This is a genomic window from Abiotrophia sp., assembly GCF_057275535.1.
Map to the genome: position 1 here is coordinate 101,047 of NZ_DBHIRJ010000005.1, position 19,644 is coordinate 120,690.

Here is a 19,644-nt window from a genome sequence, read left to right on the forward strand (position 1 = left end):
TTTTTTATTTCCAATGATTAAGACTGTCGACCAAGCACTATTAACCAATGAGGAGGAACTATTATGTCACAAATCGCCTTAACTTTTCCAGACGGCAGTGTCCGTCACTATGACAAGGGCGTCACCGTCGATCAAGTTGCCGCTAGCATCGGCTCTTCTTTAGCCAAGGCAACCCTAGCCGGTAAATTCCAAGGTCAATTAGTGGACCACGATCGGCCTTTGGAAGCTGACGGGACCATTGAAATTATCACTGACAAGAGCCCGGAAGCCTTAGAAATCATGCGCCACTCAACCGCGCACTTGATGGCTCATGCCTTAACTCGCCTCTATCCTGGTATTCATTTTGGGGTGGGGCCTGCTATTGAATCAGGTTTCTACTACGATACTGACAAGGAAGTTCAATTAACTGAAGACGACCTACCTGCAGTTGAGAAGGAAATGAAGAAAATCATCAGCCAGAACTACCCAATTGTAAGACGGGAAGTGTCTCGCGCTGAAGCCTTGGAACTCTTCAAGCACGACCCTTATAAGGTCGAATTGATTACCGACCTACCAGAAGATGAAGTCATTAGCGTCTACCAACAAGAAGACTTTACTGACCTCTGCCGTGGGATCCATGTGCCATCAACAGGCAAGATTAAGGTCTTCAAGTTGCTTAGCTTGGCTGGGGCTTACTGGCGTGGTAACTCTGACAACAAGATGATGCAACGGGTTTACGGGACGGCCTTCTTCAAGCAAGCTGACCTAGATGAATTCTTGCGTCTACGCCAAGAAGCGAAGGAACGTGACCACCGTAAATTAGGGAAAGAACTGGGTATCTTCATGGTATCTAAGGAAGTAGGCTCCGGTTTACCATTCTGGTTACCAAAAGGCGCAACCATCCGTCGCGTAATCGAACGTTATATCATGGACAAGGAAATCAGCTTAGGCTATGACCACGTTTATACCCCAATCATGGCCAAGGTAGACCTCTATCAAACATCTGGCCACTGGGCTCACTACAAGGACGACATGTTCCCACCAATGGACATGGGCGACGGCGAAATGCTAGTCTTGCGGCCAATGAACTGCCCACACCACATGATGATTTATAAGAACGACATTCATTCCTACCGCGAATTACCAATCCGGATTGCGGAATTAGGGATGATGCACCGTTATGAGAAATCAGGGGCCTTATCTGGTTTGCAACGGGTTCGTGAAATGACCCTGAACGACGCTCATATCTTCGTGCGTCCTGACCAAATCAAGGAAGAATTCATCCGCGTGCTAGACTTGATTAAGGCCGTTTACCATGACTTTGGCATCACTGACTACCGCTTCCGTCTCAGCTACCGTGACCCAGAAAACAAAGAGAAATACTTTGATGACGATGCGATGTGGGAAAAGGCGCAAGCCATGCTTAAGGAAGCCATGGATGAGTTGGGCTTAGACTACTTCGAAGCTATCGGGGAAGCAGCTTTCTACGGTCCTAAATTGGACATCCAGTTCAAGACTGCCATTGGCTTGGAAGAAACCATGTCTACCATTCAATTAGACTTCCTCTTGCCAGAACGCTTCGACCTGACTTATGTTGGGGAAGATGGTCAAGATAACCACCGTCCAGTAGTCATCCACCGTGGGGTTGTGTCTACCATGGAACGTTTTGTGGCTTACTTAATTGAAGAGTACAAGGGAGCCTTTCCAACTTGGTTGGCGCCCGTTCAAGTGGCCCTCTTGCCAGTTAGCCTTGAGGCTCACAGCGACCGCGTTCAAGAAATCTATGAAGACTTGAAGGCCAAAGGTTTCCGTGTGGATATGGACTTACGTAATGAGAAGTTGGGTTATAAGATTCGTTCCGCTCAAACCGCTAAGATTCCATACCAAATTGTTATTGGGGACCAAGAAGTGTCTGAAGGCACAGTGAACGTCCGCCACTACGGTTCAGCCAAGTCAGAAAGCTACAGCTATGACGACTTTGTCCGCCTCTTAAGCGAGGATGTCGCGAACAAGAGCCGTCTTAACTAATAGGTATTGAATAAATAGAAAAGGGCTAGATCCTGCCTGCCGTCCTTAGGGACCAGGCAGAATCTAGCCTTTTGGCTTTTATCACAGGCAAGCCAAGCACAACTTGTGTCTGATAGAGCACGTAAATTTGCTGGCTCATACCCTATCTATCAATAGATAGATTGATAGATAGGGTGCAGATGCAACTGGAAGAGACCATGCTAAAGACAGACTTTGCTTATAGGATGATTGGAAATTTCCGGCCAAATAGGGTAAAATAAGAAGGTAATAATTGACCCTGATCAACGAGGAGTAGCTTATATGGAAACTACTGAAAGCAAGCAGGCGACAAGACCCACCTTGCGTGATTTTATGTCCCAGCCTGCACTCATTATGACTTATGTAAGTATCTTAATTCTTTTTCCTTTTTATATTAGTGTGCCAGCGGCGGTAATAGCCGTGGGCTTGATTTTCTGGAAGTACCGTCGACGTTTATGGAAGATTGCCCTAGGAACGGGCTGGTTCGGTGCGGGCACGATTTTTAGCTTTATCATAGCCTTTGCCAACCGCAACCAGTACGGCATCTGGGCAGCCATTGGCTTTATCCTGGTTTGGACCTTCTTTCGGATTTATCGTAGTTTTGTAACACCAGACCTACTGATAAAAATGCTCAATATCATTGGCTTGGGTAGTATCGGAACTAGCCTCTATGCTATCTATCACTACCAAGTCTTTATTGCTAGTCATGGTCTTCCCCTGGACTATATTGTGCGGGATCCTAACCCCCAACACCGGGCCATGTCAACCCTCTTTAATGCCAACTATTATGGGCTCTTCTGTATTTTTGCCCTCTTGGTGGGGGCCTACCTCTTTGTCAAGGCAGGCACTAAGAAGGCCAAGGTTTGGTATGGTCTCAGCATGGTCTTGAATGTGGTCGGCATCTTGCTGACAGCCTCCCGCATGGCTTTGCCGGCCCTGGTAGTGGGAACCATCACCTTTGTTTTCTTCATTAATCGGCGCCTGGTCCTGTGGCTAGGGGGGATAGGGTTAGCAGGGGCCTGTCTGGTCTTCTTCTTCCCGGAACTCTTGGCGCGCTTTACCTCGGCTTCCTTCTCTCATAGCTTAGAAGAGCGGGAAATGATTTGGCGGGCGGCTTGGGGCATCTTCACCGATTATCCTTTAACAGGGCGGGGACCGATGTCCTACTTCAGTTTCTTCTATCTCTATGGTGGTAAGGGACAACCTCACGCCCATCAGATTTTCCTAGAGTTCCTCTCTTCTTATGGTCTCTATGGGACGGCAATCTACTTGATTGGGACGGTTGGCTACTTCCGTGAGCGGGTGGCCCTCTGGTTTAAACCAGAAGTTCAAGATGAGATTGGGCTAGTAACCGCCATGATTGTGACCGTCTTGGTCCATGGCCTCAGTGACGTTGCGGTCATGTGGTTACAGACTGGCTATATCTTCCTCTTCATTGTGACTTGTCCAGTGGCAGTTTGGGAAGCCTTAGCTTCTTATCGCTCAGAAGATGGCTATCTAAAAATTAAATCATAAGTTTTAAAAAGCAAGTGCCTATCACTTGCTTTTTTGACTATTTTAGACTATTATAAAAGAGTGGTTAGCACTTGAGGTGTTTGAGTGCTAAGTTTCAGAATGAATGGAGGAAATCCCATGTTAAAACCATTAGGCAAACGACTCGTGATTGAAGTAGCCCCAGCAGAAGAAAAAAGCGTTGGAGGCTTGATTTTATCTAGCGCCGCCCAAGAAAAACAAGAGACCGGGACGGTCCTAGCAATCAGCAAGGAAGTAGCAAGCGCTGGCGAAGTCGCAGTCGGCGACCGCGTTGTCTTTGAATCTTATGCAGGTGTGACCGTTAAGCAAGACGGCCAAGAATATTTAGTAATTGAATTAGACCATGTCTTGGCCGTTTTAGGCTAAGCACAAGGCAGAGAATAGAAAAGGAGTGACTCTTGATGGCAAAAGAATTGAAATTCTCAGAAGACGCTCGCGCAGCTCTCTTGCGCGGAGTAGATATTTTAGCAAACACAGTGAAAACAACCTTAGGGCCTAAGGGCCGTAATGTGGTCTTAGACAAGACCTTTGGCTCCCCTTTGATTACCAATGATGGGGTAACCATCGCACGTGAAATCGAATTAGAAGACCGCTTCGAAAACATGGGGGCGCAATTGGTGCTGGAAGTGGCTAGCAAGACCAATGATGTAGCGGGTGACGGGACCACGACTGCAACTGTCTTGACCCAAGCCATTGCTAATGAAGGGATGAAGAACGTGACGGCTGGGGCTAACCCAGTTGGCATCCGTCGCGGGATTGACAAGGCTACTAAGGCAGCAGTTGAAGCTTTGCAAGCCTTATCTCAACCAGTCTTATCCAAAGAAGCCATTGCCCAAGTAGCCGCAGTCTCTTCTGGCGACCCAGCCATTGGTGACTTGATTGCAGACGCTATGGAACGTGTCGGCAACGACGGTGTCATCACCATTGAAGAATCTAAGTCTATCGAGACGGAATTATCAGTAGTCGAAGGGATGCAATTTGATCGGGGTTATCTCTCTCAATACATGGTAACCGATAATGAGAAAATGGTTGCTGAATTGGAAAATCCTGTTATCTTCGTGACCGACCGCAAGATTACCAACATCCAAGATGTTTTGCCACTCTTGGAAGGCATTATGCAATCTGGTCGTCCGCTCCTTATTATTGCGGAAGATGTAGACGGTGAAGCCTTGCCAACCTTAGTCCTCAACAAGTTGCGTGGGACCTTAAACGTAGTGGCCGTTAAGGCGCCTGGCTTTGGGGACCGTCGTAAGGCCATGTTGGAAGACATCGCAGTCTTGACTGGGGCAACCGTTGTTTCAGAAGAATTAGGTTTTGAACTTAAGGATGCGACTGTAGAACATTTAGGTCATGCCGGTAAAGTAACGGTAACTAAGGACTCTACCACTATCGTAGAAGGGGCAGGCAACAAGCAAGCCATCGCAGACCGTATTGCGGTCATTCGTGCCCAAGCAGAAGAAAGCACCTCAAGCTTCGACAAGGAAAAACTCCAAGAACGTTTAGCTAAATTGTCAGGCGGGGTAGCCGTTATTAAAGTAGGGGCAGCCACTGAAACTGAGCAAAAAGAACGCAAACTCCGCATCGAAGACGCCCTCAACGCGACCCGTGCGGCCGTGGAAGAAGGAATCGTGCCTGGTGGGGGTACTGCCTTGGTTAACGTTCAAGAAATCGTGGCAGCAGTAGAAGCTGAAGGCGACGAAGCAACTGGGGTTAAGATTGTAGCTCGTGCTTTGGAAGAACCAGTTCGTCAGATTGCAGCTAACGCTGGTAAAGAAGGCTCTGTCATTGTGGACACCCTCCGCCGCTCTGAAAAAGGTGTAGGTTATAACGCCGCAACTGATGTCTTTGAGAACATGATTGAAGCAGGGATTGTGGACCCAACCAAGGTAACCCGTTCTGCCCTTCAAAATGCAGCCTCTGTAGCAGCCTTGCTCTTAACGACAGAAGCCGTTGTAGCAGACATTCCAAAGGAAAGCCCTGATATGCCAGCCGGAATGGGCGGCATGCCAGGTATGATGTAATAAATCTGGCTGAGACCCTGGTCTCAGCCTTTTTGATATATAAAATGAAGTGGGTGTGCTAGACTGAGGATAACAAGTGTGGAGGAGGGATTTTGATGACCTTAGTACAGGTTTCATTTTTGGCAGGCCTTTTTGGGGCTCTGGCCTGGTTGGTGGGCGATATATTTCTAGTAGGTTTTGCGCCGGTGACGGAAGAAGACTTGGTCCGCTACCAAGCAGGGGGTGTTACCAATTTACGCCTGGCTCTTTATATGAGATCAGGGACCGACCGTCGTTTACGCTGGGGTGTTTGGCTAGCTCAATTTTCCATTTGGTTGCCTCTGCTTAGTCTCTATGGCCTCTGGCAAATGGCCCAACCAGTAAGGGGCTTGGCCTTGGCCGGACTACTCTGCCTCCTCATCGGCTTCAGCCTGTCCCCTTTGGCTCATGGGGCTTTCTATGTGCTAGCCATTCTGGGCAAGGCTTATTGTGGGGATTACGCAGAAGCAGGCAAGGCCAATAAATTTTTGGTAGAAGCGCTTAATCGGGCTAATCATTTACTCAATGTGACCTGGCTGTCGGCCCTTCTTGTGACCTATGTGGGGTGGGCTCTGTATGGTTTGGCCATTGTGACCGGCCAGACCCAGTGGCCGACTTACTTCTTACTAGCCACTCCGCTGGTGACCACGCTAATCTGGCTAGGCCTTAGCCATTATGTCATCCGCCGGTGGACGCCCCTCTTTAATGGCGCTGCCCTTAACTTAGCCTGGGTTAGTTTTTATGTCCTGGCTCTCTGGCTACTCACTTAAAATCATAGCATGCAAAAAGGACTGAGCTTAGGCTCAGTCCTTTTGTTTGCTTAGATAGGCAATAATCCGTTCAGCCAATTCAGCCCTTACACCAAGCTTGGCGTAGTCCTCAATAGAGGCTTCTTTCATAGCCTTGAGGGACTTGAAGTGCTTGAGCAACTTGGTGCGGGTTACCTTACCCACACCAGGAATAGCGTCTAACTTAGAAGCGAACTGTTGCTTGCTCCGTACTTGGCGGTGGTAGGAAATAGCGTAGCGGTGAACTTCTTCTTGGATTCGCTGGATATAGTGGAAGACAGGCGAATGGCGGTCTAGTTCTACTAGCTCCTCGCTATAGCCATTCATGAGAGAAGCTGTCCGGTGTTTGTCGTCTTTGACCATGCCGGCGACCGGGATGGAGAGACCTAGTTCCTCTTCAATCACCTGGCGAGCTGCCCGGACCTGGACCTTGCCCCCATCCATCAAAATCAGATTGGGTAGGGGTTGTTCCTCGCGCAGTAAGCGCGAATAGCGGCGGCGAATGACTTCTTGGGTGTGGGCAAATTCATTGGTTTGGTTAGATTCCTTGATTTTGAACTTGCGGTAGCTCTTGCGGTCAGGCTTGCCTTCTTTGTAAACTACCATCCCCGACACCAGGCCGGTCCCTGAAATGTTGGAGTGGTCGAAGGCTTCGATATGGTAGGCCAAAGGAATCCCCAGGGCCGCCGCCAAGTCCTCACTGACGCCCCGGGTCTGCTGGGCTTGAATATCGAGCAGGTTGAGGCGCTCGTTGAGAGCCAGCTGGCTGTTCTTAGCGCAAAGGTCCAACATGGACTTTTTCTTGCCTCGCTGTGGCGTACTGATAGGGACTGAAATCACTTGCGATAACAAGTCCTTGTCTACATCCTCAGGGACCAAGATAGCTTTAGGAAGTAAGTGGTTTTCTTCCTGATAGAAGCGGGCGATAAAGGTCGTCAACTCCTCATCAGGATCCGTATAAGCTGGGTAAATGGCGGCCTCACGTTTGAGAATACTACCTTGTCTGAGCATGAAGACCTGGATAGAAATCCAACCCCGTTGGAAGTCATAGGCGAAGACATCTGTATTGTCGTAATCCTGGCTCATGATAATCTGACGCTCGATAGTGGTCTCAATGTATTGGAGTTGGTCCCGGTAATCGGCGGCCTGTTCGAAGTCCAGGCGCTCGGCGGCGGCCTGCATCTTGTCCTTGAGCTGAGTCATAATGGGTTGAATATCACCGTTGAAGAATTGCTTAATCTTCTGAATCTGTTGCTGGTACATGTTCTTGGTGACTTCATGGTCACAAGGGCCAATGCACTGACCTAGATGATAATAGAAGCAAGCCCGTTTCTCATTTTTGCCACAACGACGTAGGGGATAGACCCGATGCAAGAGTTGTTGGGTCTGGGTGGCCGCTCCTACATTAGGGAAGGGGCCAAAATAGAGACCGCCGTCCTTGGTCACATTGGATGTGATGATGAGCTGGGGATGACGCTCCTTGGTGATTTTAAGGTAGGGATACATGGTCCCTTCCTTGAGTCGAATATTAAAAGGAGGCTTATACTGCTGAATCAGATTGATTTCCAGCAAAAGTGCTTCCTTATTACTATTGGTGATGATGGTCTCGAAGTGGTCGATTTCGGACACTAATTTGGTAGTTTTGGTATCGTGGGCGCCACGGAAATAGGAGCGCACCCGGTTTTTAAGGTTCTTGGCCTTGCCGACATAGAGAATCTGATCGGCTGCATCTTTCATGAGATAGCAGCCAGGTAAATCTGGCAAGAGCTTGAGCTTGGCTTCAATCCGTTCTTGAACCTTGGCCCGTTCTTGGGCAGTCTGGGACTGGGCATCCGACATGGGGGTCCTCCTTCCTTAAATCTAGGGGCAGGGAGCCCCGTCTACTCTACACATTATACGCGTTTTTAGGACTTGGGACAAATGTCCTGTTCAAATCTTAAAAAAGGGTAAATCTCAGTCATCAAGATTGAAATCTCTGTCAGAATTGCCTAAGATGGTAGAAGAAGGAGACTGACCATGAAAAAACGATCTACGACCCCTTTGAAGTTAGCGGCGATTATTGTCGTCCTCTGCCTGGCCCTCTTTGCCAGACGGGATATGATTCAGGCTGTCTGGCAGGATAATAGCCTCAGCCGCCCGCAAGCCATGCTGACTATCGCCCAAAAATTATTGAATATTCCACAAAATAAGCCTCAGGATAATCAGTCCCATGTCATTCAATCCGGGACCAACCAAGAACCACATCAAGTAGCAGCTAATGTTGCGACTAGTCCTATTTACCAAAAGGCCGCCCGCACAGCCCAAACCTTCAATCAGGGTTTGGATTTGACTAGTCTAAACCAGGCCTTTGTCAATCAAGTCAACCAACATCGTAGCCAAGTTGGTTGGCCAGAGATTCAGGTCGGCCACCAACTTGCTACAGGGAGTCAAACCCGGGTTCGTCAATTATCTGATTACTATTACTTGAGTAGCCGGACCTTAGATGGGCAAGATTTCCGGACGGCGCATCCAACTATTGAGGATGCTAATTCCAGATTAGGGGAATCTACCTTTGAGCTCTACATTGCAGCAGATGATGTCCACCTAGATACTTGGCGCCAGCACCCTGACATCCTGGCTGACTACCTTTATAAGGCCTTTGCCAAAATGGAAGGCCAGGATACAAGCGCCTATATTGCTAGTCAATATGTGACCCTCTACGCTCAGCCTAGCGACCAATTAGTTGGCGATGTGGCCTACGTGCGTTTAGTGGCAGTGGTCACCTCCGATACGCTGGCCAGTCCTTAATTCAACTTAAAGGAGCCCCACCATGACCTCACCTTATGCTTATCTATTGCCCGGTCTAGTCGGCCTGGGGCTAGCGACTTGGACCTATGGCCAGGTCTACCAGCGTCGACATGGCCTCAAGCCAAGTAATGACCGCGAGCAAGTCTTCGACGTCACCCGCTGGCAGGCTCAGGCTAGCACTCAGCATGCTTGGTTATCGCAAGACCAGTTCGATCAAGAAATGACAGACTGGGTCCAACCTTACTTGGTACAACATGGTCAGTCAGAGACGATTACCTTAGAAGATGGTCAGACCTTAGCCTTTGATTTCTATCCTCATGCTGAGGCCCAGGCTACTCTCCTGATCATCCATGGCCTCAATGAGTTCAAGGAAAAATTTCGGGAGTTAACCTACTACTGGCACCAAGAAGCCTGTCAGGTTATTGCAGTAGATCTAAGAGGACATGGCGCCAGTGGCCCTTATGGTCCCAAGTCCAGCATCCATAGCCTGCGTTTTGATCAATATGCTGAAGACCTGGCTAAACTCTTGGACCATTTAGGTAAGCAAGGAAAACTACAAAGTCCCTTAGTCCTATTCGGCCACTCCATGGGTGGAGCGGTCGCGACTCGCCTATGCCAACTCTATCCCGGCTTGGCTCAGGGCCTTATTCTTTCCTCGCCCATGCTGGCAATCGATACGGGCAGGATTCCTTTTGCCTATGCTCATTTATTAAGTCGAGTAGTTAGTTCTTTAGGTGGTGGCAAAGCTTATGCTCCACGTCAGGGGGGCTTTGATCCCGAACGTCATAGCCAGTATCCCCGCCAGAATCGCTGGACAACTCAATATGAACGTGGCCATTATTTCCATCATTGGCATCTAGCCAACCATCCGATCCCTAGCTGGGGCGCTACTTGGTCTTGGTTAGCAACTAGTCTAGCTAGCTCGCGCAATATTTTGTCTGGCCAAGGCCTTGACCAGCTTACTTTGCCAGTCCTAGTCTGGCGAGCGGAGCTCGATGACCATGTTTTAGCTAGTGGCATTCATGGCTTGACGTCGAGCTTAGCTCAAGCCCAAGCTTACTGTGTGCCGGGGCGTAAGCATGAATTGTATTTGGAGGATGATGCCTTCATACAAGCATATGTCACCTGCATTCGTCATTTTATTGCCAGTCTTGCGCCAGCAAGCGACCATTGATTTAAGCCTTCGTTGAATTTTGAACTAAAGGGAGTTACTTATGACACGCGTATATATTACAGAAGTTAAGCGCTCGGCCATTGGTCGCTATCTTGGCGCCTTATCCAATCTCAGTCCGCTAGACTTAGGCAGCCAAGTTCTCCGGGCAGTGCTAGCATCAGACCAAGTACCAGTGGAAGCCATTGAAGAAGTTATCCTTGGGAATGTCTTATCGGCTGGCCATGGTCAAAACCTGGCCCGTCAAATTGCGCTAAAGGCAGGACTACCAATGTCGACCCCAGCCTACACCGTCAATATGGTCTGTGGCAGTGGCTTAAAGGCAGTCTATGAAGGCTATACCAAGATTAAAGCCGGCGAGAACCAAGCCCTGATCGTTGGGGGCGTAGAAAGTATGAGCCAGGCCGCCTTCGTCTTAGATGGCAAATCTCGCAAGGGTATGGCTTATGGTGGCAGTCCACTAGTGGATACCCTCTATCGGGATGGCTTGTCTGATGCCTTTGGGGGCTATGCTATGGGGGTGACGGCTGAGAATTTAGCTCAGCAATATGACATTAGTCGCCAAGCTCAAGATGCTTATGCTTATCAGTCTCAAGTCAAGGCTCAAGCTGCTCAACAAGCAGGCCTATTTGACCAAGAAATTGTGGCTGTGGCAGAAGTCGACCGCAAGGGCAATCGTCAAGTGATTGATCGAGATGAGTATATTAACTATAAAACTAGTCCCGAGAAATTAGCTAGTTTGCGTCCTGCCTTCCAGGCGGAGGGGACAGTAACAGCCGGTAATGCGTCAGGCATTAACGACGGCGCAGCCTTTCTCTGCCTAGTGAGCCAAGACATCCTAGACCGCTACCAGCTGACGCCACTGGCTGAAGTTCTAGGTTTTGGTCAGGCAGGAGTAGACCCTAGCATTATGGGGATTGGGCCTGTAGGGGCTATCGAGCAGGTTTTAGAGCGCACTGGTGTACCTTTTGAAGCAGTTGACCGCTTTGAACTCAATGAGGCTTTTGCGGTTCAAGCGCTAGCTGTCTCACATGATTTAGTCGCCCATCACGGGGTGTCAACTGATTGGTTGGCTGAGCGCACCAATGTTCATGGTGGCGCCATTGCCTTAGGCCATCCTATTGGGGCTTCAGGAGTCCGAGTCTTAGCGACTCTCTGCCATGAGTTAGTTCGCTCTGAGAGTCAATATGGCCTTGCTTCCCTTTGTATTGGTGGGGGCATGGGGATTGCCAGCCTGATTAAACGATATCAAGCTTAGTTAGATATTAAGTAAAGAGGCTGGGAATTACCAGTCCGAAACATCCTAAAATAAAAAGAGAGTCCCACGCGTGATTTTGTTTGCAAGTTGCCGTGGGCTTTTATATACTTAGGGAGAAGACAGAGGGAGGAATTACCTATGAAATGGAAGTTAGTAGCCGATTCAGGCGCGACTATCTCGCCGGACCTGTTTGCAGGGACGGATGTCGCTTTTGAATTAGTACCTTTAATGATTAATATTGGCACTCAGGTATATGTGGATGATGCCAACTTAGATATGGCAACTTTTGTAAAGGACATGCAAGACAGCAAGGAGGCCTCTTCGACTGCTTGTCCGTCTCCTCAAGCTTATGCCAATGCCTTCGAAGGAGCCGAAAATGTCATCTGCTTTACTATCTCAAGTGGCTTATCAGGTTCTTATAATAGCGCCCAGCTTGGTCGCAATATGGCTTTGGAAGAAAATCCATTGGCTAATATCTATATCTTTGACTGCTTATCTGCCGGGACAGAGAACGACCTCTTGATTGCTAAGGGTTTGGAGTTAGTAAAATCTGGTTTGGATTTTGACCAAGTGGTAGCTAGCCTAAAGGATTATCATCAAAAGACGGATGTGGTTTTCATCTTAGAGTCAGTAGATAACTTGGTCAAAGCAGGCCGTGTCAATCGTCTAGTCGGCGGTATGATTGGTCTATTAGGCATTCGCCTGATTGGGGTTCGTACACCTGAAGGTAAGATTGAGATTGGAACTAAGTCTAAGGGGAGCAAGCGGGCTGTGAAAGCAACCGTAGAAGAAATGCTCAAGCATGGCTACCAAGGTGGTAAGGTGGCGATTTCTCATAGCGACAATCCAGAAGTGGTTGAAGCGGTGAGTGCTTTGCTTCGGGAACACTATCCTCAGGCTCAAATTGAGGTAGTGGATTTTAATGGGCTCTGCACATTCTATGCCCATTATCACGGCTTGATTATTGGCTTCGAGAAAGCCTAATTCACTAATAAGAAAGAAGGGTATCTGTATGTTTATTGGAAAGTTGCACCGCTCTAACCTGGTGCTATTAGCTGGTTTGTTTTTTGCTGCTACAGGGATTGGTTTTGCCTTTCATGGTGAACTACAGTATGCCCTAGTTTCTTTAATGATTGCTGCCATTATTGATTTCTTTGTAGGCAGTGTGATGAGACAGTTTCAATCGTCAGTGGCTGAGGCTGCCTTTGGTAAGGAATTGAAGACCTTAAGTAATTTCTTGATTTATGGTGTTCTACCAGCGGTTTATATGATGGCAGTCGCTCAGGCCGGGGGCTTTAGCTTAATCGTTTTTGCCTTCTATATCTTGGCAGTAGGGACACGTTTGGCCTATTTTAACCAATCTGCTCAGTTCCAAGAACCTCAGGAAAAAGCCTTCACTACTGGCTTGCCACTAGAGGTAGGGACTATTGCCATTCCAGTCGTGTCGCTCTTGGGCTTCCTCTTGCCCCTGAATATCTTCCAGATTTTCTTAATGCTAATTTACCTTGTGCTGGGGTTTGCCTATGTCTATAAGGTTAAAATTCCACGCTTACCTAAGCAGTGGCTTATCTACCTAGTAGCACTTGAGGTTCTGCTCTGTGTAGCTTGGCTCTTCCTAGGCAAGTTCGGGGCTTAATTATAAGCAAATCAAAACCGCCCGTGACAACGGGCGGTTTTGATTGGTGTTGCAGAGGGTCAAAAAGCTTCGAGCACTGCTTATCTTAAAAAGAAGCAAAGCGAACTAGAAAGAATAAAAATTAATGAAACTAGAAAAGAGGTAAGCGAGGTTAGGAAGGCAATCCAAAGAATAACTTCACCGGTGAAGCGATTTATAAATACAGTTATACCTCAAAAGGTATTAACTCCAGTAAAAAAAGTAGCTGGAGCAATACATAGAAAGGTAAACTCTGTAGTAAGCAGCTACAATAAGCTGTTGGTTGAGCGATATAATAAGCGTCCTATTGGCAAGGTAACAAATTATATTAAACGATGGTTAAGAAGGTAGGGATAAGGGTGAAGAGAAAAAGAATGTTGATTATCATCTTCTCGGTCTTACTGATGCTGGCACTCTTATTTGTTAAGGGGAGACTGGAATTGAATCTTAAGAAATATGCACCCTATTACGCACAAAATGTTGAAGGGCGGTTCTCACCAGAGTGGGAAGCGCTGCGGTTTATGTTATATAGGGACTCCCGTCAGATACCAGGGTATCACTTTAAGCGAGATACATTGACTAGTAACATAAGGTTTAGAGTTAATAGTCGTGGGAGTGATATTACATTTGCAATTTATGGTGACGAAGGCACAGAGATTAATCTTACTTATCATAATGTTATGTATGCCTTAAGTGCTGAGGGGAGAATAGAGTATATATTTAGCGAGCGTTGTGATTGCAGAGTAAGCCCTTCTGAAGAAGACCAAACACTCATCAATGAGATTATCGAAGAAATTGGGGCACCTCTAGTAGACGCACAGCCCACTCCAGACTGGAATCTTCAATGGCTCTATAATTTGCTGAATCAGAGGAGGTGAGAATACCTTGAAGATAAAACAAGTCTTACTCCCCTTCAATGCTTTCTTTTTGGTGTTTTCAATCGGGAATTTCTTAATCTTAAGAGACACTATCGAGGTGTTATAAATAGCTCTGAGCATCCCGTCGCCCATTATGTTAACAAGTTTGGGTAGCCATTGGCCGCCTCGGATTTATCTCGGCAGTATGCTGATCTTGATAATCCTAGGTATTATATTATCCCTATGGACTCTTCGTGGCCAGAAGGCCACACTGGAGAAATTGGTGGTGGGAGGTACCTTGTTCGGATATATTGCCCTATTAGGACTACCTTTGTCATGGAGCTACATTCCAATCTTGGTGATGTTAATCGTGACAGTTGTCAGCATCATGCGCAACCGTGCGACACCATGATGGCTTGTCGAGACTAACAAACAGCCGTTCCCACCTACGTGTGGGAACGGCTGTTTTTGCCATATATGTTAGAAGCAGAAGGCCAAGCCATACAGGATGCTAATCAGCAAGTAACTAGTGCTGAGATAGTTGAGTTTATTTTGGTTTTGGTTATGTTGTCGAGTTTGGACCAAGAGAGGGGCTAAGGTCAAGACGCTCCCGGCGATAAAGAGGAGTTGGAGCATGAAATAAGATTTGGATGGGAAACTTAAGTAGGTCCCAGCAGCCACAGCTACTAGGCTCAAGATGAGCACTAGACTTGTTTTTAAGCCATGTGTCATGAGGGAAGGGTGTCCTGTTAGCTGACTAACTAGACTATTGCCTTCAGCTTGAAAGGCCAGTTGTAAGGCTGCCAGAGGTAGGAGGCTGATGAGGAAGCCGGTCGTGATGGTCCCTGTCTGGCTGAAGTAGGCTAGGTTGTTGACAATGAAGGCCTGGAAGAAGACATTTAGAATCAACTGGTAGAGGCTGTTAGTCAGATTATAAGGATAGTGCTGAATGTGGGTATAGGCGATATAGAGGAGGAGTAAGAGGTTAGCCCCCCAATGATGCTGCCACATAAAGCCCACGGTTGCTGCCCAGAGCAGAATCTCCATGGCGTATAGGATTACTGGCGAGCTGGCATTGGCCTTGCGGGTATTGAAGCGGACGAAAAAGTAGTGGTCAATCAACTGACTGCTGACTAAAATCAGGTAGAGATAGCCCAAGGCTAACCAGTTGATTTCGGTAGTGTGGTACATCCCTACGATTAAACCGTATATCCCAAAGCCTAGTGGCGCTAGGAAGATTCGAATGAGGGGATGTCTTAGAAAGTGTGCAAAGTGTTTCATAGCTAATCCTCTTTTTTCGACATTTTTTACTATCTATATCTACTATACTAATGTATAATGGAGTCAGTTACAACAATAAATTCCCGATGGGATTCATTTTCTTAATGAAGTTGCCTTGTAACCAATCTACAAAATGGGGGAAATTACTATGGAAAGAAAGTTGTTTACATCTGAATCGGTGACGGAAGGACACCCAGATAAAGTTGCCGATCAAATTAGTGATGCCATCTTAGATGCCATCCTGACACAAGACCCACTAGCCCGGGTGGCCTGCGAGACCGCGGTCAACACCGGTTTGGTATTGGTCTTCGGGGAAGTCAGCACGACTGCCTATGTCGATATCCAACAAATTGTACGCGAAACGATTAAGGGAATTGGCTATGATTCAAGTGATTATGGCTTTGATGGCGATAATGTGGCCGTCTTGGTCGCGCTTGACGAACAATCGCCTGATATTGCCCAGGGGGTAGATGCGGCCATTGAAACCCGGGACGAAGCAACCGATCAATTGATTGGGGCAGGTGACCAAGGGCTCATGTTCGGTTATGCCTGTGATGAAACGGAAGAATTCATGCCATTGCCAATCGCGCTTAGCCATCGCCTAGCTAAACGTCTGAGTGAGGTGCGCAAGTCTGGTCAATTGGCTTACCTGAGACCAGATGGTAAGTCCCAAGTAACCGTTGAGTACGGAGAAGACGGTCAAGCCCTACGGGTGGATACAGTCGTCATTTCGACTCAGCATGCCCCTGAAGCAACCTTGGAAACTGTGCGTCAAGACGTGATTGAACATGTAGTGAAGCCTGTGATTCCGGCACATTTATTAGATGATCAAACCCGCTTCTTAATCAATCCAACCGGTCGTTTTGTCATCGGTGGGCCTAAAGGAGACTCCGGTTTGACAGGCCGTAAGATTATTGTCGACACCTATGGGGGCTATGCTCGCCACGGTGGCGGTGCCTTCTCTGGTAAGGATGCGACTAAAGTGGACCGGTCAGCTAGCTACATGGCTCGCTACATTGCCAAGAATATCGTGGCAGCCGGCTTAGCTAAGCGTTGTGAAGTACAATTAGCATATGCAATTGGGGTCGCGCAACCCGTTTCTATTCGGATTGAAACCTTTGAAACTGGCATCGTTTCTGAGAGTCGCTTAGTTCAAGCAGTGCGTCAACTCTTTGATTTAACACCAGATGGGATTATCCGCACCTTGGCTTTGCGTCGCCCAATCTATAAGCAGACTGCAGCCTATGGTCACTTTGGTCGTCAAGACGTGGTCTTACCATGGGAGCAAGTCAATAAAGTGGATGAACTTAAAGCCGTGATTGCTGAATAAGACAAAATGAAAAGCTGAGATTTAGGTCTCAGCTTTTTTACTTACTTGATACGTTCGATGATGAGGAGTTGTGGTGGATTATTCCGTTGGTTGATGAAGCCATAGTGAAGGACTTGGAATTCTTCTTGGGGCCAGCTGGCTAAGGCTTGGAAGAGGGCATCCTTTTCCTTGGCACCTTCAGGATGACCACTGTAAATCACCAAGATAATTTGCCCACCAACCCGAAGTTTGGCTCGAACCTGGTCTAAAGAGGCCAGGGTTGAAGTCTCTTGGGTTGTAATTTGGTGGTCGCCACCTGGAAGATAACCCAGATTATAAATGGCACCACTGAATTGGGCGACCTCAGCTAAAAGTGTATGGATTTGGTCGTGAGAAGCCAGAAAAAGCTGGGCAGACTCCCGATTTGGAATATCAGCCAGTCGTTCCTGAGTCCAAGCCAAGGCCTGATTTTGGATATCAAAGCCCATGACCTGGCCACAAAAGCCTGGTTGGCTGAGAATGAAGGCCGTGTCGTGTCCTTTGCCTAGAGTGCCATCAATATAAACACCATCTGGAAAACGTTGGATTAAGGCGGCTAAGAGGGTGTGACTGTAGTGTAGAGCGCGTTGCATAGACAAACTCCTTTGTATTACGTGAAAGTTACACAATCGTTAAAAGTAAACGAAAAGGGGGCTAGGCCCCTTTTTTTAGCGAGAGGCTTTCTATATAATGGTATTGTATCATAAAATGGCAGAATGGGGGAATATACGTGAAATTAACGCGTCAAGCGGTGATTAATCGTCGTAAACAAGCACAGCGCCACGAATCAAATAAGAAAATTGCCAAAGTGGTTAATGCAGGCTTAGTCTTATTCGCATCTGCATCTACTTTAAGCACGCTCACTGCACCAAAGGTGACCGTACAAGCTCAAACAGCTACCCAACAAAACTTCTTATCAACTATTGGAGGGTATGCACGGGATATCGCTAAGAATAATGACTTGTATGCCTCTGTAATGATCGCGCAAGCAATCTTAGAATCAGGTTGGGGCCAAAGTGGATTAGCATCAGCACCTAACTATAACTTATTCGGGATCAAGGGTGACTACAACGGTAATTCCGTTCGTATGGACACCTTAGAAGATGACGGTAGTGGTAACTACTATGCTGCTAAGGAACCTTTCCGTAAGTATAATAACTACGGTGAATCTCTGAATGACTATGCTTCGCTCTTAACTGGGGATAACAATCCTAACAGTTGGCGCTACAAATACTATTATGGGGCGCGCGTGAGTGCAACCAACTCTTATCAAGACGCAACACAACACTTAACGGGTCGTTATGCGACAGATACTCGTTATGCGTCTAAGCTCAACCAATTAATTCAAACCTATGGCTTGACTCAATATGATGCGGGTGGTTCTAGCACTGCTAGCCCAGCTCGTCCACAAGCTCAAGCGACTGGTGGCGGTTCTTATACGGTTCAAGCAGGCGATAGCTACTGGCGTATTGCTAACAAGTACGGCATTTCAATTGAAGAATTGCAACGCTTGAACGGTACCTCAAGTTACTTCCTCTATCCGGGTCAAAGCTTGGTAGTACCAGGTTCAGCTTCAACTACAAGTGGTTCTGCCTCTTCTGCTTCAAGCTCTACTAGCTCAGCAAGCACTAGTTCAGCAGGCGGCAACTATACAGTTCAAGCAGGCGATAGCTACTGGCGTATTGCCAACAAGTATGGGATTTCTATTCAAGAACTCCAACGCTTGAACGGTACATCTGACTACACGCTCCATCCAGGCCAAAGTATTAAGGTGCCAGGTTCAGGGACTAATGCGTCAGCTTCATCAAATGGCTCTTCTACTTCAACTAGCACAACAAGTGCAGCACCAGCAGCAGGCGGTTCATACACAGTCCAAGCCGGTGACAGCTACTGGCGTATTGCCAACAAGTACGGGATTTCTATCTCAGAACTCCAACGTTTGAACGGCACATCTGACTACAACCTCTACCCAGGTCAAAGCCTCAAGGTGCCAGGTTCAGGGTCATCTTCAAGCGCAAGTGCTTCATCAAACGGCACTTCTACTTCAACTAGCACAACAAGCGCAGCACCAGCAGCGGGCGGTTCATACACAGTCCAAGCCGGTGACAGCTACTGGCGTATTGCTAACAAGTACGGGATTTCGATTTCAGAACTCCAACGCTTGAATGGGACTTCAAACTACTTCTTGTACCCAGGCCAAAGCATTAAAGTGCCAGGCTCTGGTTCAGCAAATGCGACCCCTGCTCCTGCAGCAACCACTGCAAGCACAACATCAGCACCTGCTGAAACACCAGCCCCAGCGCCAAGCACAGGCGGTGGCAACTATACAGTTCAAGCCGGTGACAGCTACTGGCGTATTGCTAACAAGTATGGAATTTCAATTTCAGAACTCCAACGCTTGAACGGGACCTCAAACTACTTCTTGTACCCAGGTCAAAGTATCAAGGTACCAGGTGGTGGCGCCGCTGCTGAAACACCAGCCCCAACTCCTGCACCAGTTACCCAAACACCAGCTCCTGCAGAGAGCCCAGCACCAGCGGCTACTGAAACACCAGCTTCGGCTGCAAACAACGCTAGCCAAGCAAGTGGCGGTTCATATACAGTCCAAGCCGGTGACACCTTGTACTCAATCGCTCGTCGTAATGGGGTAGATGTTTACAAATTGATCGCTAACAATGGGGGCTCCCATTTCATCCAAGTAGGTCAAGTCATCTCATTGAACTAGTCGTTAGTATTTGATATACTAGACTCAATAGTAATTCAATATTGGAATTAGTAGGCGGTACAACTGCTATAGAGAGCTTATGGGTGGTGGAAATAAGCCGGGAGTGCTACTGAACTCATCCAATTGAAGCTAGTCTGAATTTTCAGTAAGACTAGACGTCCGCCGCGTTAAGGCTAGA

General features: G+C 47.6%; 16 protein-coding genes, 1 riboswitch and 1 other annotated feature (1 of these 18 only partly in view). Of the genes, 13 read left to right on the plus strand and 3 right to left on the minus strand.

The annotated features are described in order from the left end of the window. The first annotated feature begins 63 nt into the window (after positions 1-63). The 5 genes from thrS to ACO53F_RS05265 all read left to right on the plus strand — a co-directional run bounded on the left by thrS (position 64) and on the right by ACO53F_RS05265 (position 6,367). Positions 64-2,007, plus strand: a complete 1,944-nt coding sequence (gene thrS / locus ACO53F_RS05245) for a threonine--tRNA ligase (RefSeq protein ID WP_314329904.1) — start codon at positions 64-66, stop codon at positions 2,005-2,007. Between the two features lie 300 nt (positions 2,008-2,307). After that, positions 2,308-3,540: an O-antigen ligase family protein gene (locus ACO53F_RS05250; protein WP_485137586.1), complete on the plus strand. Its 1,233-nt coding sequence runs from the start codon at positions 2,308-2,310 to the stop codon at positions 3,538-3,540. 117 nt (positions 3,541-3,657) lie between these two features. After that, entirely contained in the window at positions 3,658-3,924 is a 267-nt protein-coding gene (locus tag ACO53F_RS05255) for a co-chaperone GroES (RefSeq protein ID WP_485137587.1), read from the plus strand. A gap of 35 nt (positions 3,925-3,959) precedes the next feature. After that, complete coding sequence (gene groL / locus ACO53F_RS05260) at positions 3,960-5,579, plus strand: chaperonin GroEL (protein ID WP_070756504.1); 1,620 nt, start codon at positions 3,960-3,962, stop codon at positions 5,577-5,579. A gap of 95 nt (positions 5,580-5,674) precedes the next feature. Further along, positions 5,675-6,367, plus strand: coding sequence for a DUF6796 family protein (locus ACO53F_RS05265; RefSeq protein ID WP_485137588.1), 693 nt, complete (start codon positions 5,675-5,677; stop codon positions 6,365-6,367). Between the two features lie 33 nt (positions 6,368-6,400). Here the strand turns inward: ACO53F_RS05265 and uvrC are convergent, their stop codons facing one another. Continuing rightward, on the minus strand, positions 6,401-8,224 hold the full coding sequence (gene uvrC / locus ACO53F_RS05270; RefSeq protein WP_485137589.1) for an excinuclease ABC subunit UvrC: 1,824 nt from the start codon (positions 8,222-8,224) through the stop codon (positions 6,401-6,403). 177 nt (positions 8,225-8,401) lie between these two features. On the opposite strand from uvrC, the gene ACO53F_RS05275 reads away from it, so the two are divergent. The 6 genes from ACO53F_RS05275 (at position 8,402) to ACO53F_RS05300 (ending at position 14,133) form a co-directional block, all read left to right on the plus strand. Beyond that, positions 8,402-9,172, plus strand: coding sequence for a hypothetical protein (locus ACO53F_RS05275; protein WP_485137590.1), 771 nt, complete (start codon positions 8,402-8,404; stop codon positions 9,170-9,172). 22 nt (positions 9,173-9,194) lie between these two features. Beyond that, entirely contained in the window at positions 9,195-10,346 is a 1,152-nt protein-coding gene (locus tag ACO53F_RS05280) for an alpha/beta fold hydrolase (protein ID WP_485137591.1), read from the plus strand. Between the two features lie 40 nt (positions 10,347-10,386). Further along, complete coding sequence (locus ACO53F_RS05285; protein WP_485137592.1) at positions 10,387-11,601, plus strand: acetyl-CoA C-acyltransferase; 1,215 nt, start codon at positions 10,387-10,389, stop codon at positions 11,599-11,601. A gap of 138 nt (positions 11,602-11,739) precedes the next feature. Continuing rightward, complete coding sequence (locus tag ACO53F_RS05290) at positions 11,740-12,585, plus strand: DegV family protein (protein WP_485137593.1); 846 nt, start codon at positions 11,740-11,742, stop codon at positions 12,583-12,585. 28 nt (positions 12,586-12,613) lie between these two features. After that, on the plus strand, positions 12,614-13,237 hold the full coding sequence (locus tag ACO53F_RS05295) for a CDP-alcohol phosphatidyltransferase family protein (protein ID WP_485137594.1): 624 nt from the start codon (positions 12,614-12,616) through the stop codon (positions 13,235-13,237). Between the two features lie 392 nt (positions 13,238-13,629). Further along, complete coding sequence (locus ACO53F_RS05300; protein WP_485137595.1) at positions 13,630-14,133, plus strand: hypothetical protein; 504 nt, start codon at positions 13,630-13,632, stop codon at positions 14,131-14,133. Positions 14,134-14,592: 459 nt separating this feature from the next. Here the strand turns inward: ACO53F_RS05300 and ACO53F_RS05305 are convergent, their stop codons facing one another. Beyond that, the gene (locus tag ACO53F_RS05305) at positions 14,593-15,393 is read right to left on the minus strand and encodes a hypothetical protein (RefSeq protein ID WP_485137596.1); all 801 of its coding nucleotides are present in this window, start codon (positions 15,391-15,393) and stop codon (positions 14,593-14,595) included. A 62-nt stretch (positions 15,394-15,455) separates the two neighbouring features. Further along, a riboswitch (SMK box riboswitch) is annotated at positions 15,456-15,544 on the plus strand. On the opposite strand from ACO53F_RS05305, the gene metK reads away from it, so the two are divergent. Continuing rightward, complete coding sequence (gene metK / locus ACO53F_RS05310) at positions 15,542-16,723, plus strand: methionine adenosyltransferase (protein ID WP_485137597.1); 1,182 nt, start codon at positions 15,542-15,544, stop codon at positions 16,721-16,723. (Overlaps the previous riboswitch by 3 nt.) Before the next feature lie 41 nt (positions 16,724-16,764). Here the strand turns inward: metK and mnmM are convergent, their stop codons facing one another. Then, positions 16,765-17,334: a tRNA 5-(aminomethyl)-2-thiouridylate-methyltransferase MnmM gene (gene mnmM / locus ACO53F_RS05315; RefSeq protein ID WP_485137598.1), complete on the minus strand. Its 570-nt coding sequence runs from the start codon at positions 17,332-17,334 to the stop codon at positions 16,765-16,767. Positions 17,335-17,471: 137 nt separating this feature from the next. Between mnmM and ACO53F_RS05320 the strand changes: the two genes are divergently transcribed. Beyond that, the gene (locus ACO53F_RS05320; RefSeq protein ID WP_485137599.1) at positions 17,472-19,466 is read left to right on the plus strand and encodes a LysM peptidoglycan-binding domain-containing protein; all 1,995 of its coding nucleotides are present in this window, start codon (positions 17,472-17,474) and stop codon (positions 19,464-19,466) included. 29 nt (positions 19,467-19,495) lie between these two features. Beyond that, positions 19,496-19,644 (plus strand) — a binding site (T-box leader) (it continues 53 nt past the right edge of the window).

Bases quoted from the DNA above. Each gene is read 5' to 3' on its own strand.
- thrS (WP_314329904.1), top strand. From the start codon at position 64: ATGTCACAAATCGCCTTAACTTTTCCAGACGGCAGTGTCCGTCACTAT.
- ACO53F_RS05250 (WP_485137586.1), top strand. From the start codon at position 2,308: ATGGAAACTACTGAAAGCAAGCAGGCGACAAGACCCACCTTGCGTGAT.
- ACO53F_RS05255 (WP_485137587.1), top strand. From the start codon at position 3,658: ATGTTAAAACCATTAGGCAAACGACTCGTGATTGAAGTAGCCCCAGCA.
- groL (WP_070756504.1), top strand. From the start codon at position 3,960: ATGGCAAAAGAATTGAAATTCTCAGAAGACGCTCGCGCAGCTCTCTTG.
- ACO53F_RS05265 (WP_485137588.1), top strand. From the start codon at position 5,675: ATGACCTTAGTACAGGTTTCATTTTTGGCAGGCCTTTTTGGGGCTCTG.
- uvrC (WP_485137589.1), bottom strand. From the start codon at position 8,224: ATGTCGGATGCCCAGTCCCAGACTGCCCAAGAACGGGCCAAGGTTCAA.
- ACO53F_RS05275 (WP_485137590.1), top strand. From the start codon at position 8,402: ATGAAAAAACGATCTACGACCCCTTTGAAGTTAGCGGCGATTATTGTC.
- ACO53F_RS05280 (WP_485137591.1), top strand. From the start codon at position 9,195: ATGACCTCACCTTATGCTTATCTATTGCCCGGTCTAGTCGGCCTGGGG.
- ACO53F_RS05285 (WP_485137592.1), top strand. From the start codon at position 10,387: ATGACACGCGTATATATTACAGAAGTTAAGCGCTCGGCCATTGGTCGC.
- ACO53F_RS05290 (WP_485137593.1), top strand. From the start codon at position 11,740: ATGAAATGGAAGTTAGTAGCCGATTCAGGCGCGACTATCTCGCCGGAC.
- ACO53F_RS05295 (WP_485137594.1), top strand. From the start codon at position 12,614: ATGTTTATTGGAAAGTTGCACCGCTCTAACCTGGTGCTATTAGCTGGT.
- ACO53F_RS05300 (WP_485137595.1), top strand. From the start codon at position 13,630: ATGTTGATTATCATCTTCTCGGTCTTACTGATGCTGGCACTCTTATTT.
- ACO53F_RS05305 (WP_485137596.1), bottom strand. From the start codon at position 15,393: ATGAAACACTTTGCACACTTTCTAAGACATCCCCTCATTCGAATCTTC.
- metK (WP_485137597.1), top strand. From the start codon at position 15,542: ATGGAAAGAAAGTTGTTTACATCTGAATCGGTGACGGAAGGACACCCA.
- mnmM (WP_485137598.1), bottom strand. From the start codon at position 17,334: ATGCAACGCGCTCTACACTACAGTCACACCCTCTTAGCCGCCTTAATC.